The sequence below is a fragment of the Microbacterium sp. NPDC055683 genome (assembly GCF_053617895.1).
Window position 1 is genome coordinate 1 of sequence record NZ_JBSHGQ010000064.1, and the last position, 13,483, is coordinate 13,483.

Annotated in this window: 13 protein-coding genes and 1 tRNA gene; 12 read left to right on the forward strand and 2 right to left on the reverse strand. The window is 73.6% G+C overall.

Annotated features, from left to right (window positions below; translation table 11 throughout):
* On the forward strand, nucleotides 1-810 hold an 810-nt coding region (locus ACWGPF_RS16755), incomplete at its 5' end, for an amidohydrolase family protein (protein WP_452333870.1).
* A gap of 29 nt (nucleotides 811-839) precedes the next feature.
* Here the strand turns inward: ACWGPF_RS16755 and ACWGPF_RS16760 are convergent.
* Both ACWGPF_RS16760 and ACWGPF_RS16765 read right to left on the reverse strand, forming a co-directional pair.
* Complete coding sequence (locus tag ACWGPF_RS16760) at nucleotides 840-1,793, reverse strand: PDR/VanB family oxidoreductase (RefSeq protein ID WP_452333871.1); 954 nt, start codon at nucleotides 1,791-1,793, stop codon at nucleotides 840-842.
* On the reverse strand, nucleotides 1,790-2,377 hold the full coding sequence (locus ACWGPF_RS16765; RefSeq protein ID WP_452333872.1) for a helix-turn-helix domain-containing protein: 588 nt from the start codon (nucleotides 2,375-2,377) through the stop codon (nucleotides 1,790-1,792). Before ACWGPF_RS16765 ends, ACWGPF_RS16760 begins: the two co-directional genes overlap by 4 nt.
* A gap of 109 nt (nucleotides 2,378-2,486) precedes the next feature.
* On the opposite strand from ACWGPF_RS16765, the gene ACWGPF_RS16770 reads away from it, so the two are divergent.
* The 11 genes from ACWGPF_RS16770 (at nucleotide 2,487) to ACWGPF_RS16820 (ending at nucleotide 12,565) form a co-directional block, all read left to right on the forward strand.
* Nucleotides 2,487-3,713: an amidohydrolase family protein gene (locus ACWGPF_RS16770; RefSeq protein WP_452333873.1), complete on the forward strand. Its 1,227-nt coding sequence runs from the start codon at nucleotides 2,487-2,489 to the stop codon at nucleotides 3,711-3,713.
* Nucleotides 3,710-4,465: an ABC transporter ATP-binding protein gene (locus ACWGPF_RS16775; RefSeq protein ID WP_452333874.1), complete on the forward strand. Its 756-nt coding sequence runs from the start codon at nucleotides 3,710-3,712 to the stop codon at nucleotides 4,463-4,465. The genes ACWGPF_RS16770 and ACWGPF_RS16775 overlap by 4 nt, the downstream gene beginning before the upstream one ends.
* Nucleotides 4,462-5,298, forward strand: coding sequence for an ABC transporter permease (locus tag ACWGPF_RS16780; protein ID WP_345440819.1), 837 nt, complete (start codon nucleotides 4,462-4,464; stop codon nucleotides 5,296-5,298). The genes ACWGPF_RS16775 and ACWGPF_RS16780 overlap by 4 nt, the downstream gene beginning before the upstream one ends.
* 32 nt (nucleotides 5,299-5,330) lie before the next feature.
* Nucleotides 5,331-6,512: an ABC transporter substrate-binding protein gene (locus tag ACWGPF_RS16785; RefSeq protein WP_452333875.1), complete on the forward strand. Its 1,182-nt coding sequence runs from the start codon at nucleotides 5,331-5,333 to the stop codon at nucleotides 6,510-6,512.
* Between the two features lie 53 nt (nucleotides 6,513-6,565).
* Nucleotides 6,566-7,888: an FAD-binding oxidoreductase gene (locus tag ACWGPF_RS16790; protein ID WP_452333876.1), complete on the forward strand. Its 1,323-nt coding sequence runs from the start codon at nucleotides 6,566-6,568 to the stop codon at nucleotides 7,886-7,888.
* Nucleotides 7,885-9,285, forward strand: a complete 1,401-nt coding sequence (locus ACWGPF_RS16795) for an amidohydrolase family protein (RefSeq protein WP_452333877.1) — start codon at nucleotides 7,885-7,887, stop codon at nucleotides 9,283-9,285. The genes ACWGPF_RS16790 and ACWGPF_RS16795 overlap by 4 nt, the downstream gene beginning before the upstream one ends.
* On the forward strand, nucleotides 9,282-10,058 hold the full coding sequence (locus ACWGPF_RS16800; RefSeq protein WP_452333878.1) for a creatininase family protein: 777 nt from the start codon (nucleotides 9,282-9,284) through the stop codon (nucleotides 10,056-10,058). The genes ACWGPF_RS16795 and ACWGPF_RS16800 overlap by 4 nt, the downstream gene beginning before the upstream one ends.
* Nucleotides 10,055-10,675 (forward strand): pyridoxamine 5'-phosphate oxidase family protein, encoded by a 621-nt coding sequence (locus ACWGPF_RS16805; protein ID WP_452333879.1) that lies wholly within the window; start codon nucleotides 10,055-10,057, stop codon nucleotides 10,673-10,675. Before ACWGPF_RS16800 ends, ACWGPF_RS16805 begins: the two co-directional genes overlap by 4 nt.
* 64 nt (nucleotides 10,676-10,739) lie before the next feature.
* Nucleotides 10,740-11,756 (forward strand): large exoprotein, encoded by a 1,017-nt coding sequence (locus tag ACWGPF_RS16810; RefSeq protein ID WP_452333880.1) that lies wholly within the window; start codon nucleotides 10,740-10,742, stop codon nucleotides 11,754-11,756.
* Nucleotides 11,757-11,834: 78 nt separating this feature from the next.
* Nucleotides 11,835-12,440, forward strand: coding sequence for an SGNH/GDSL hydrolase family protein (locus ACWGPF_RS16815; protein ID WP_452333881.1), 606 nt, complete (start codon nucleotides 11,835-11,837; stop codon nucleotides 12,438-12,440).
* A 52-nt stretch (nucleotides 12,441-12,492) separates the two neighbouring features.
* Nucleotides 12,493-12,565: transfer RNA gene (locus tag ACWGPF_RS16820), tRNA-Ala, on the forward strand.
* Nucleotides 12,566-13,483 lie beyond the last annotated feature (918 nt).

Here is a 13,483-nt window from a genome sequence, read left to right on the forward strand (position 1 = left end):
AGGATGGAGCGCTCCGGCGGCACCTCGAGCACCTCTCCCGTGGAGAGCAGCTCGACCTCGAACGGCCGCGTCCAGGTCGCCGTCGGTCCCGCCGGGGTGCACAGCGACGGCCGGGAGACGTTCGAGGCGCTCGGCGAGGTCGCGGCGCGATTCGGCCTGCGTCGCCGCACGCAGGCGAACGAGCAGGTCGACACCGTCATCGCGCGCGAGCGCTACGGGCGCCGCCCGCTCGATCTCCTCGACGACTGGGGATGGCTGGCGCCGGATGTCACGATCGCGCACCTGTGCGACGTCACGGGAGACGAGATCGGGCTGCTCGCCGAACGGGGCACCACCGCGACGCACGCGCCGGGATGCGACGTCCCGATGGGCTGGGGCGTCGCGCCGGTCGCGCGCATGCGCGCCGCCGGGATCCGCGTCGGGCTCGGGACGAGCGGGGGAGGGAGCAACGACGCCGGCCACCTCCTCGCCGACGCACGCCTCGCGCTGCAGGTGTCGGCGCTCGTCGGCCCCCAGCTCGCGGCGAGGGACGTGCTCTCCGCGGCGACGGCGGGAAGCGCCGACGGCCTCGGCCGGCCGGAGCTCGGGCGCATCGCGGCGGGCGCCGCGGCGGATCTGTGCGTCTGGGACGTCTCCGGGGTCGCCGACGCGGGCGTCGCCGATCCCGTCGCGGGGCTGCTGTGGGCGGCTCCGGGGCGGCGTCCGCGCCATGTCGTCGTCGCGGGCGAGATCGTCGTGCGGGATGGGCGCCTCGTGCGCGCAGAGGAGCGCGAGATCGTCTCCGCCCTGGCGGCGCGCGTGGGGCGCTGAGCCCGCGTCGGACGGGCGCTGAGACGCCGTCAGACGTCGAGCACGAGGCGGTCGCACGCCGCTCGGGAGACGCACACCATCATGACGGGGCTCGTCTCGCGCTCGTGGGGCGTGAGCACCCGGTCGCGATGGTCGACCTCGCCCTCCACGACGACCGTCTCGCACGTACCGCACGTCCCCTCCCGGCACGACGACACCGTGAGGACGCCGTGCCCCTCCAGCACCTCGAGGATGGAGCGCTCCGGCGGCACCTCGAGCACCTCTCCCGTGGAGAGCAGCTCGACCTCGAACGGCTCGGCTCGCACGGGCTCGGCGAGCTCGCCCGCGACGAACGGCTCGACGTGGAGCGTCGTCGCGGGGCCAGCGGCGGCGGCGAGGGCATCGAGCAGGCGTGCGGGGCCGCACGCCCAGACGGGGGATGCGCCGGCGTCCGCGACCAGGGCGGCGACATCGAGACGCCCGCCCTCGTCGGAGACGTGCAGGCGTACGCGGTCGCCATGCCCCCGGAGCTCGTCGGCGAAGGGCAGCGCCGTCCGCGTGCGCACCGCGTAGTCGAGCGACCAGTCGACGCCGACGGCGGCGGCGGCGCGCACCATCGGGAGGATGGGGGTGATGCCGATCCCGCCGGCGACGAAGACGACGCGCCCTCGGGGCGCGTGCTCCGGGAAGGAGAAGGTCGAGCGGGGTCCCCTGGCGCGCACGACCTCGCCCTCGGCGAGTGCGTGCACGGCGAGGGATCCGCCGCGGCCGGCGTCGTCGCGCAGCACGGCGACGCGCCACATCGTCGTGTCCGACGGATCCGAGCACAGCGAGTACGGCCGTTCGAGCCCCGGGCCGAGGACGAGATCGATGTGGCTTCCGGGCGTCCACCGCGGCAGCGGGCGGCCGTTCGACGGCGCGAGGTCGATCGCCACGATGCCGTCGGCGATCTCGGCCCGGCCGCGCACCACGAGCTCGCGCTCGACGTCGCTGAAGAAGCTCATGACCCGCTCCCCTCGCGGCCGCGCGCGCGACGGCCGAGGCGCTCCTTGACGACGAGCATGCGGTACGGTGCGCCGTCGTGGCTGCCCCAGCGGTGCGGAACCCCTCCCGGGATGTAGAGCGACTCGTCTGTGCGGAGCGTCATGACGCCCTCGGGGCCGAGGTCGACATCGACCTCGCCCACGATCACGGTCGCGAACTCCGCTTCCGCGTGCCGGTAGTGATCGCCCTCGACCGGGCGCGCGCCGCGCACGTCGATGGGGGTGAACGGCGTATCGCCGTGCACGAGGATGCGCGCCTCGTTGCGTCCGTAGGTGCCGGCCTGAGGGGAGGCTCCGGTGAGCTGCACGCCGGGAGCCTCGACGTCGAGCGGCGTGCCGGACAGCAGCTCGATCTGGCTCGAGCCGAGCGCATGGGCGATGCGTCCGAGCGAGTCGAAGCTCGGCCGCGCGAGCCCGCGCTCCAGCTGGCTCACGAAGGGGTGCGACAGCCGCGCGCTCTCGGCGAGCTGGACGATCGTCATGCCCAGGAGCTTCCTCCGCGTGCGGATGCTCGCCCCCAGCCGCTCGGCCTCGTCGCTGTCCATCTCGCTCCGTCCTGATCGAAACCGGTCCGTCATACCCGTGAAACGTCCGAACCGTACCGTCCTAGATGTTGATCACATCAACATTCGGATTCTCGCACAGGTGGAGAGCATGGACACGACGACACCCTCCGCGCTCCGCGGCGCGACGCTCGCCGACGGCCGGATCGTCGACGTCGACCTCGCCGGCGGACACGTCGTCGCGGTGCGCGCCGCCGGTCCCGGCCCCGTCGGCGTCGACGAGCTCGATCTGCGCGGCCACCTCCTCCTGGGGGCGGCGGCCGACCCGCACGCGCACCTCGACAAGGCGCTGTCGTGGGACGCCATCCGGCCGCCGTCGGGCGATCTCCGCACCGCGATCGCCGCGTGGCGCGCATACGTCGCGGTCATCGACAGCGCCGAGATCGAGCAGCGCGCGCTGCGCGCCGTGGAGGAGTACCTCGCGAACGGCACCACGGCCATCCGCACCCATGCCGACGTCCCGGCCGACGGCGACCCCGTCCGCGCCGTCGCGGCGCTCTCGCGGGTGCGCGACCGGTTCGCCGGCCGCGTCGACATCGAGATCGTCGCCCTCGCGGGCCCGGACACCTCGGACGACCGCGTCCGCGCAGCGCTCGATGCGGGCGCCGACCTCGTCGGCGGGGCTCCGCACCTCGCCGACGACGAGCTCGCCGACCTCCACCGTCTGCTCGACATCGCCGAGGAGCGCGGCGTCGGGGTCGACCTCCACATCGACGAGGACCTGCACAGGGGAGCCACCCTGGGCGCCTATGCGGCGCGCACGCGCGAGTGGGCCGTCGTGCGCTCGGCCGGCCACTGCGTGCGGCTCTCCACGATGCCGAGGGCGCGGTTCGACGACGTGGCCGCGGCCGTGGCGGAGGCGGGCATCGGCGTCATCGCCAACCCCATGACGAACCTGTGGCTGCAGGGCTGGGACGACCCCGTCGGCATGCCGCGCGGCATCGCCCCGCTCGACCGTCTGCGCGAGGCGGGCGTGCGCACGGCCGCGGGCGGCGACAACGTGCGGGATCCCTTCAACCCGCTCGGCCGCGCCGACGCCTTCGAGACCGCCATGCTGCTCGTCGTCGCCGGCCACCTCGCGATCGACGAGGCATGGCTCGCCGTGAGCGCGGGGGCGCGCGCCGTCCTCGGACGCCCTCCCGCTGAGCCCGTGCGCGGCGCCGAGGCCTCGCTGCTCGCCGTCCGCGCGGCGACCCTGCCCGAGGCGATCGCGACAGCGCCCGCCGATCGGATCGTCCTCTCCCACGGGCGCGTCGTCGCCCGCACCACCACGACGCGCTGGGTCGATGCGGCCAGCGGCAAGGAGCTGATCGCATGACCACCGACACGCTCGAGAGCACGGCGCTCGTCGACTTCCGCGGCGTCGGCATGACGTACGCGAGCGGGACGACCGCCCTGGAGGACGTCGACCTGACCGTCGGCCGCGGCGAGTTCGTCACGGTCGTCGGGCCGTCGGGATGCGGCAAGTCGACGCTGCTGCGCATCGCCGCGGGGCTCGAGCACCAGACCGCGGGGGAGTGCGAGACGCGCACCTCGCGCGTGGGATTCGTCTTCCAGGACGCGACGCTCCTGCCGTGGCGCACGGTGCAGAGCAACGTCGAGCTGCTCGCGGAGCTGAACGGGCTGCCGGCCGCGGAGCGACGCGTCGCGGCCCGGGAGGCGATCGAGCTCGTCGGCCTGACGGGGTTCGAGGCGTCGCTGCCGCGGCAGCTGTCCGGCGGGATGAGGATGCGGACCTCGCTCGCGCGCTCGCTCACCCTCGACCCCGACCTGTTCCTCTTCGACGAGCCGTTCGGCGCTCTCGACGAGATCACGAGGCAGCGTCTCAACGACGAGCTCCTGCGCCTGTTCGCGGAGCGCGGCTTCGGCGGGCTCTTCATCACGCACTCGGTCGCGGAGGCGGTCTACCTCTCGACCAGGGTCGTCGTCATGTCGGGTCGGCCCGGCCGCATCGTCGACGTCGTCGACGTGCCCTTCGACATGCCCCGCGACCCCGACATCCGCTACACCCCCGAGTTCGGCGCCCTCGTGGGGCGCGTCTCGCACGCGCTCAAGGAGGCCCACGCATGACCGCGCAGACGACCATCGCGCCGCCCACGACGGCCGCTCCGCGGACGAGGAGGGCTCCGTCGCGTCTGGGAGCGGTGTGGCCGCCGCTCGCCGTTTTCGCCGTCATCCTCGCCGTCTGGACGGCGGCCAGCGCCCTCCTCGGCGACCAGAGCTTCCTCCTGCCCGCGCCACATCGCATCTTCACGGAGGGGCTGCTCGATCCGATCGTGCTCCCCGAGATCCTGGAGGCGCTGGGACAGACCGTGCTCGTCGCGCTCATCGGGCTCTCGATCGCGATCGTGCTCGGCGTCGGATGGGCCGTCGTCATGCTGCAGGCGAAATGGGCGGAGCGTTCCCTCTACCCGTACGCCGTCATCCTCCAGTGCATCCCGATCCTCGCTCTCGTGCCCCTCATCGGGTTCTGGTTCGGCTACGGCCTGCCCGCGCGCGTCATCGTCTGCGTGCTCATCTCGCTCTTCCCGCTCGTGTCGAACACGCTGTTCGGCCTCCAGTCGGCCGATCGCTCGCAGCGCGAGCTCTTCCAGCTGCAGCGCGCCGGCCGGTGGACGACGCTCTGGAAGCTGCAGCTGCCGGCGGCGCTGCCGGCCATGTTCGTCGGCCTCCGCACGTCAGCCGGCCTCTCCATCGTCGGCGCGATCGTCGGCGACTACTTCTTCCGACGCGGCGCACCGGGCCTCGGATCGCTCATGAGCACGTACACCTCCCGCCTGCTCGCGCCAGAGCTCTACGCCTCCGTCGTCGTCGCCGCGCTCCTCGGCGTCGCGATCTTCGTCGGCTTCGGCCTCCTCTCCCGACTCGTCGTCGGCCGCTGGTACGACGACGCCACCGGCTGACCCCCTCCCGCACCCTCCAGAGAAGAGCGAACATGTCCACAGCCATCCGCCGCCGCGCGCTCGCCGCGGCCGCCCTCGCCGGCGTCTCGGTGCTCGCGCTCGCCGCCTGCTCTCCCGGGACGGAGCCGGCGGCCGACGCCGCCGCCGACCTCGAGATCGGCTCCGTCGACCTCTCGGGCGTCTGCCCCGCGACGGTCGTCGTCCAGACCGACTGGAACCCCGAGGCCGAGCACGGCCACCTGTACGAGATGTTCGGCGACGACTACACGATCGACGCCGACGCGAAGTCGGTGGCGGGCCCCCTCTACGCCTCGGGGGAGTACACCGGCGTGAACCTCGAGGTGCGCTCGGGCGGACCTGCCGTCGGCTACAGCACGGTGCAGTCGCTCATGTACCAGGACGACGCGATCACGCTCGGGTACGTGCACTCCGACGCCGCCATCTCGAGCTCCGCGACGACGCCCGTCGTCGGCGTCATGGCGCAGCTCGACGTCAACCCCCAGATGGTCATGTGGGATCCCGCGACGTATCCCGACGTCGACGACATCCCGAGCCTCGTGGCCGCGCTCGAGGAGTCCGGCGGCGTGTGGCGCTACTTCGGCGGTGCCGCCTACATGGAGTACCTCATCGCCGCGGGGATCGTCCCGGAGGGGATCACCGACGGCGGCTACGACGGCACGCCGGCGTCGTTCGTCGCCGACGGCGGCGTCTCGGCCCAGCAGGGCTTCGCCTCCGCCGAGCCGTACATCTACGAGAACGAGGTCGCGGAGTGGGGCGCGCCGGTCGCGAACGCGCTCATCGCATCGACCGGATGGGACATCTACGGCTCGGCGCTGTCGGTGCGCGCCGACCGCCTCGACGAGCTCTCCCCCTGCCTCGAGGAGCTCGTGCCCGTCCTCCAGCAGGCCGAGGTCGACTTCTTCTCCGCGCCGGACGAGGCGGTCGACCTCGTCCTCGAGCTCGTCGACGTGTACGACAACGGGTGGACCTACTCGCAGGGCGTGGCCGACTACGCCGTCGAGACGCTCATCGCCGACGGCATCGTGTCGAACGGCGACAACGCGTACATCGGCGACTTCGACCCCGAGCGGGTCGAGGACTTCTTCGGCATCGGCGTCGAGCTCTTCCGCGAGATCGCGGCCGACGTCGATCCCGACCTGCAGGCGGAGGACATCTACACGAACGAGTTCCTCGACACCTCGATCGGCCTCTGACGACGCCGGTGCGGGGGCGCGCGCCCCCGCACCACCTCCCGAAAGGACCCGCCATGGCCGAACCGGCCCTCATCTCCGCTCTGCACGAGCGCCTCTCCGCGCTGCTCGGCCCCCGCGGCGTCTCGGCCGACGCCCGCATGCTCGAACGCGCCTCCGTCGACGGCGCGCGCATGTCGCCCGTCCTGAGCGAGCTGCTGCCGCTCGGCGTCGCTCAGCTCGTCGCGTACCCCTCCGACGCCGATCAGGCGGCCTCCGCGATCGCCGCGGCCGTCGAGCTCGGTGTCCCCGTGACGCCGCGGGGCAAGGGCACGGGCAACTACGGCCAGGCCATCCCGCACGCGGGCGGACTCGTGCTCGACCTCTCACGGGCCCGCGCGATCGTCGAGGTGGGCGGCGGATGGATCACGGCCGAGGCCGGCGCGACGATGCTCGCCCTCGAGCAGGCGGCGCAGGCGACGGGCCAGGAGCTGTGGATGTACCCCTCGACGATGAACTCGTCGATCGGGGGCTTCCTCGCCGGCGGCTCGGGCGGCACGGGGACGATCGCCCACGGCGCCAACCACATGGGCTTCGTCGTCGCGCTCGATGTCGTCCACGCCGACGGGACGGGCATCCGGCGCGTGGAAGGCGCGGAGGCGCAGCGCTATGTGCACAACTACGGCACGGCCGGCATCATCGTGCGCGCCACCGTGCGGCTCGACCCCCTCGTCGACTGGCGTGCCCTGTACGCGTCCTTCCCGTCCTTCGGCGGAGCGCTGAGCGTCATCCGCGAGATCGGACGCCTCGATCCCTCGCCGCGACTCGTCTCGGCGGACCCGCCGGAGATCTCCGCCGCGCTGCCGGAGGACCCCGCCGTCCCCGTCGGGCGGGCGAGCCTGCGGGCCATCCTCGCGCCGGACGCCCTGGCGGCCGCGACGGAGCTCGTCGTCGCCGCCGGAGGCCGCGTCGAGGAGGTGCGCACGGGCCCGCAGGCCTCGGCACGGCTGTCGACCCTGAGCTACAACCACCCGATCGAGTGGCTGCAGAAGACCCGGCCCGGGTACTACTACCACCTCGAGGTGGGCGGCGACGTCCTCGCCGACGACATCGAGCTGGTGCAGGGAACGATCGGCGACGGCCGCCTGCACATCGAGGCGGGTCACACCGTGCCGATCGGGATGCTCGCCGCGCCCTACCGCGGCCCGGAGGAGGTCGAGGCCGCCATCGCGCGGCTCGAGGCCATCGGCGTCGGCGTGCACAATCCGCATCAGTGGAACGTCGACTTCGAGCTCGCCCGCACGGTCGAGCTCGCCCGTACCACCGACCCGGGCGGCCTGCTCAACCCCGGCAAGCTCAACGCCGACTACGCAGGGCCGGTGAAGGGGTCCATCCGATGATCCGCCCCTTCACGCTGACGGGTGCGCTCCTCCTGCCGGTCACGGCCGAGCCCTTCGCCGGCTGGATGGCCGTGGGCGCCGACGGGCGCATCGCCGGCCTCGGCGAGGGCGAGCCGGCCGTCGTGCTGGGCGATCGCGTCGACGTGTCGGGCTGCCTCGTCGCGCCCGGGTTCGTGTCGGCGCACAGCCATCTCTTCACGGCGGGCATGCGCGGGATGACGCCCGACAGCACGCTGTACCCGTGGGTCGCCGCGCAGACCGACTTCATGGCCGGCGCCGACGAGGACGACGTGTACTGGGCGACGCTGCACGGCGCGATCGACGCGATGAGGGCGGGCGTCACGAGCGCCTACAACTTCCTGTCGGCGCCGTTCGTGACGCGATACGACCCCGGCAGCGACTCCCGCACTCTGCTCGCGCACCGAGGCCGCGAGTTCACGCACCGCCAGATCGCCGCGGCGCGCGACGCCGGCCTCCGCATGCAGAACGCGATGCGGCTCGATCCGATCCTCGTCGACCGGGTCGAGAGCGACGCCGCGTTCGACGCCGCGGTCGCGTACCTCGGCTCGGAGGTGCCAGACGACCTGTCGCTCGGTGCGTCCGTCTTCGGCGCCGTGCAGTGGGCGGAGCACGCCGTGCAGGCCGAAGTCGAGGTCTCGGCCATGGACAGGCACGGGATCGGCAACCAGGCGCACCTGCTCGAGACGGCCGAGGCACTCGACCAGCAGCGAGCGAAGCTCGACTGGTACCGGGACGCGGGCGCCCTGCGCCCCGGATTCCTCGCAGGGCATTTCATCCATCCCGACGACGCGATCGTCGACCTGCTCGCCGATGCGGGAGCGGGCATGGTCTGGCAGCCGATGTCGAACGGCCGCCTCGGATCGGGGATCGCCGACATCCCCGCCTATCTCGCCCGCGGGATGAGCGTGGGGATGGGCGTCGACGACCAGTCGTGCACCGACCTCATCGACCCGTTCGAGAACATGCGGACGGGTCTCGGCATGCAGCGCGCCGCCGCGCGCGACGCCGCCGTGCTGAGCGCCCGCGACGTCCTGCGGCTGCACACCCTCGGCGGCGCCGAGGCGATGGGCGTCGCCGGGCGCGTCGGCAGCCTCGACGTGGGCAAGCACGCCGACTTCCTCGTCGTCGACCCTGCGCGCCCCGACACGGGGCCGGTGTGGGATGCGACGGCGCACTACGTGCTCGCATGCGGCCAGCAGAACGTCGCCGCCGTGTACTCGGGCGGCGTGCGCGTCGCGGCCGACGGCCGGTCGCTGCATCCGCTCGCGGGCGACGCCGCCGCCGCGCTGCACGAGCGCTCCGTCCGGCTCGGCACCGCCATCGGCCTGCCGGCCCCCGCCATCCGCCCCGCCTCAGAAAGGCCCCGACTTCCGTGACCAGACTCCTCTCCGACCTCCCCCAGCCGCGCGCCATGGCCGCGCTCTCGGAGGACTCCATCATCGTCCAGCCGGTCGGCGCGATCGAGCAGCACGGACCGCACCTGCCGCTGAGCACCGACCTCGTCATCCCCGAGGCGATCGCGTCGGCGGCGGTCGAGCGCGCCGTCGCGGCAGGCGTCGACGCGTGGCTCCTGCCACCGCTCGCGGTGAGCAAGAGCGACGAGCACCACTGGGCGCCCGGGAGCCTGTGGCTGGAGGCGTCGACCCTGTGGGACACCCTCGTCGACCTCGGCCGGTCGGTCGCCGCGACGCCGGCGAAGACGCTCGTGTTCGTCAACGGCCACGGCGGCAACACGGCGCTCCTGCAGGTCGTGAACCGCGAGATCCGGCGCCGCTTCGGGCTGCGCACGTTCAGCATGGGTTCCGGCATCCAGCGCGCGGGAGACGGACGCGAGGGACCGGACGAGCTCGGGATGGGCATCCACGCGGGGCACTCGGAGACGAGCGTCATGCTCGCCCTGCGCCCCGACCTCGTCGACATGGCGGCGGCCGTGCGCAGCGTGCCCTCCCACATCGCTGGGTTCCGCACGATCGGGTTCAACGCCTTCCCCGTCAGCTTCGGGTGGACGTCCGACGACTTCGGCCCGAGCGGCGTCATCGGCGACGCGACGGGGGCGACGGCGGAGTACGGGGCGCGACTCGTGGAGGAGGGGACGGCGTTCGTCGCCGAGGCGCTCGGCGAGATCTCCCGCTTCCGGCACGCGGCATGAGCGGCGCTCCCGGCAACGTGCCGCCGGCCGGCATCGGCCGCCCCGTGCAGGACGGAACCGCGCCGGCCGATCCCCTCGCGCTGCTGCGCGACTGGCTGCCCGCCGACGACGACCCGGCGCGACCGCTCGCCGTGCTCGCCACCGTCGACGCGTGCGGCGCGCCCGACGCGCGCACCGTGCTCGTCTCGGGACTGCTCGCGGAGGGGCCGACGTTCCACACCGACATTCGCAGCAGGAAGGCGCTGCAGCTCGCCGCGCATCCCGAGGCGGTGCTCGTCGTGCGCTGGGAGGCGGAGGCGCGGCAGGTCGTCGTCCGGGGGAGCGCCGAGCGGACCGACCCCGCGGAGGAGTCCGTCGCGTTCGCGCGCCGCGTGCCGTACCTCCGGCGTCTCGCGCGGCTCAACGACGACGCGTTCGCGGCGCTGCCCCGGGCGGAGCGGCAGCGCAGGTGGTCGGCGTCCGCGCAGGACGACCCGATGCCCCCGGCGACGTGGGCCGGGTACGTGCTGCGGCCATCCGAGCTCGCATTCTGGGAGGGGGCGGCAGACGCGGCGAGCCGGCGCATCCGGTACACGCGCTCGGATCGCGGATGGTCGGCGGGGTACGAGGCGGGATGACCCTGCGCGCGACACGCTCGCGGGCATCCGGGCGTGCGCGTCGCGTTCCCCTACCGTGGAAGCCATGGGCGGGCAGATGCTGGGCGGCGGCGTGATCGTCGCCGTCGCCGTGCTCCTCTGGATCGTCTACCTGCTGCCGACCTGGCAGAGCCGGATGAGGTACGACGCCGCCGAGCGCAACGCCGTGCGCCTGAACCAGGCCCTCCGCGTGCTCGCCGAGACGAGCGAGACGCCCGACGAGATCCGGCTCGAGCTCAGCGCCCGCGAGGCCAGGGCGCAGCAGCGGCTCGTGAAGCGCCTGCGTGCCGAGGACGCGCGCCTGCAGGCCGAGTACGAGAAGCTCGAGGTCGACCGCAAGCGCCTCGAGGTGCAGGCGCAGGTCGACCGCACGCGCGCGGAGACGGAGCTCGCGCTCGAGAACCGGCGACGCGAGCTCGTCGCGGAGGCGGAGCGCCGTCGCAGGGAGATCGAGGCGGCCCGCAACGCGCCGGAGGTCGTGCGCGTGCGGCAGGCGCGGGCTCGCCGTGTTGTCCGCCTCATCGCCACGCTCGTCGTCGCCGCGGGGCTCGCCTCCACCGGCCTCGGCACCTGGGCGCTCGCGTCGGGCGGCAGCGGATGGCTGCTCGCCGGCGGCATCGCGGCGCTCGCGGTCGGTGTGCGCACGCTGCAGCGGATGGCGACGGTCGCCCGACGGGCGCGTCGTCGCGTCGTCCGCGCGGCCGAGCCTTCGCACGTCGTCGTCCCGCCGGTGCGCGAGCGCCGCGAGGTGCCCGTGCTCCTGGACCCCGAGGACCGCGGATGGAAGCCGCGCACCCTGCCCGCGCCGCTCACGACGGTGGCGGGCTCGCGCGCCGCCGTCGCGCTCGACGGTGCGGCCGCGCACGAGGCGCTGCGTCAGGCTGCGCGCGAGGAGGCGATCCGCGAAGAGGCTGCGCGCCGCGCGCCGGTGCCGATCACGACGGCGCGTCCCGCCGCCGCTGCCGGTGCCGCTGCGTCCGCGTTCGCGGGCATGGGGTACATCGACGACACCGAGATCGAGGACCACGTCCGGCGTCTGCTCGCGCGTCGCGCGGTCGGCTGACCGAGGATGTCCGTTCTCGCACGGGCGAGGGGGAGCGGCACCTAGGGTGGGGCCATCCCGCCTGTTCGAAGGAGAACCATGACCCCGCTGCCGCGCATCGTCCTCATCGGCGACTCGATCACCGACGCCGGGCGCGACCGCTCGGACCGGGGCTCGCTGGGCACGGGGTACGCCGCGCTCATCGCCGACGCGCTCGCGGGAGAGGCCGAGGTCGTGAACGTGGGGATCTCGGGCGACCGCGCGGTCGACCTGGAGGCGCGCTGGACGGACGACGTCGACGCCCTCGAGCCCGCGGTGCTCTCGGTCTACGTGGGCGTCAATGACACGTGGCGGCGCTTCGACCGGGGAGATGCAACCTCCGCGGAGGACTTCGAGGCGACGTACCGGCGACTGCTGTCGTCGGACGCGGCGCGCAGCGCGCGGCTCGTGCTCGTCGAGCCCTTCCTGCTGCCCGTGCGCGCGGAGCAGGAGGAGTGGCGGGGAGACCTCGACGCCAAGCGCGACGTCGTCGCGCGGCTCGCGGGGGAGGCGGGTGCCGCATTCGTCCCGTTGCACGCCATCCTCTCGGCGGAGGCAGCGCACGTCGGACCGGCGGCGCTCGCCGCAGACGGCGTCCACCCGACGCCCGCCGGCGCGGCGCTCATCGCGCGGGCCTGGCTCGAGGCGTACCGACGCGCCGGGTGACCTGCCGATTCGGACGGCGACGCGAGGTCTGGTAACGTATCTCGGGTTGCAAGGGCCCATGGCGCAGTTGGTAGCGCGCTTCGTTCGCAATGAAGAGGTCGGGGGTTCGAATCCCCCTGGGTCCACACTGTGTTGAGACAGTGCGGAAGGCCCCGTCCATCGGACGGGGCCTTTCTCGTACCCGGCGGACGGACGGGGCGGGGCACGTGCAGGTGCCCGTCATGCGCCGCGATGCCGGCGCTGCCCTCCGGTGCGTGGGGTGCATGGCGGTGCGTGTGTGCGGTGCATCGGCGTGCGTGCGGTGCGCCGGCGAGCGTGCGGTGCGCCGGCGTGCGTGGGCTGCATCGGAGGGCGTGCGGTGCACTGGAAGGCTCACGCGTCCGGCGCGCAGGCGGAGGATCCTGGGGACACGACGGCTGGAGCTCGGCGGCACGAGCGGCTTCCGGTGTGGGGCGTCCGGTGCTCTTCCGGTGCGTGTGGTGCATGGCGGTACGTGTGCGCGGTGCACTGGTGTGCGTGCCGTGCACGGGTGTGCGTGCCGTGCAGCGGAGGGTCACGCATCAAGCAAGCACGCGTCGCATCGTGGGACACGACGGCCGGAGCACCGCGTTACAGGCACCCGCCGGTGCGTGGCGGTACGGGCGGCGTCCGGTGCGCGGCGTGCCCAGCGGTGCGCGTGGTGCGTGGCGGTGCGCGGGGTGCTCGGTGGTGCGCCTGGTGCATGGCGGTGCGCCTGGTGCACGGCGCTGCGTGTGTGCGGTGCACCGGTGTGCGTGCGGTGCACCGGTGTGCGTGCGGTGCACCGGTGTGTGTGCGGTGCACTGGTGTGCGTGCGGTGCACTGGCGGGCGTGGCGTGCATCGGTGTGTGTGCGGTGCACTGGTGTGCGTGCGGTGCACTGGCGGGCGTGGCGTGTGCCGGTGTGGGTGTGGTGTGTGCCGGTATGGGTGTGGTGTCGGGGTGCGACACGCCCGGGGGTGGGTGTGGTTTGCGGGGGTGGGTGGTTCGGCGTAATGTATTCCCTTGTCGCCGCCAAGCGGTGAG

Excerpts from the sequence above, each read along its gene's own strand:
- ACWGPF_RS16760 (WP_452333871.1), bottom strand. The coding sequence starts at position 1,793 with ATGAGCTTCTTCAGCGACGTCGAGCGCGAGCTCGTGGTGCGCGGCCGG.
- ACWGPF_RS16765 (WP_452333872.1), bottom strand. The coding sequence starts at position 2,377 with ATGGACAGCGACGAGGCCGAGCGGCTGGGGGCGAGCATCCGCACGCGG.
- ACWGPF_RS16770 (WP_452333873.1), top strand. The coding sequence starts at position 2,487 with ATGGACACGACGACACCCTCCGCGCTCCGCGGCGCGACGCTCGCCGAC.
- ACWGPF_RS16775 (WP_452333874.1), top strand. The coding sequence starts at position 3,710 with ATGACCACCGACACGCTCGAGAGCACGGCGCTCGTCGACTTCCGCGGC.
- ACWGPF_RS16780 (WP_345440819.1), top strand. The coding sequence starts at position 4,462 with ATGACCGCGCAGACGACCATCGCGCCGCCCACGACGGCCGCTCCGCGG.
- ACWGPF_RS16785 (WP_452333875.1), top strand. The coding sequence starts at position 5,331 with ATGTCCACAGCCATCCGCCGCCGCGCGCTCGCCGCGGCCGCCCTCGCC.
- ACWGPF_RS16790 (WP_452333876.1), top strand. The coding sequence starts at position 6,566 with ATGGCCGAACCGGCCCTCATCTCCGCTCTGCACGAGCGCCTCTCCGCG.
- ACWGPF_RS16795 (WP_452333877.1), top strand. The coding sequence starts at position 7,885 with ATGATCCGCCCCTTCACGCTGACGGGTGCGCTCCTCCTGCCGGTCACG.
- ACWGPF_RS16805 (WP_452333879.1), top strand. The coding sequence starts at position 10,055 with ATGAGCGGCGCTCCCGGCAACGTGCCGCCGGCCGGCATCGGCCGCCCC.
- ACWGPF_RS16810 (WP_452333880.1), top strand. The coding sequence starts at position 10,740 with ATGGGCGGGCAGATGCTGGGCGGCGGCGTGATCGTCGCCGTCGCCGTG.
- ACWGPF_RS16815 (WP_452333881.1), top strand. The coding sequence starts at position 11,835 with ATGACCCCGCTGCCGCGCATCGTCCTCATCGGCGACTCGATCACCGAC.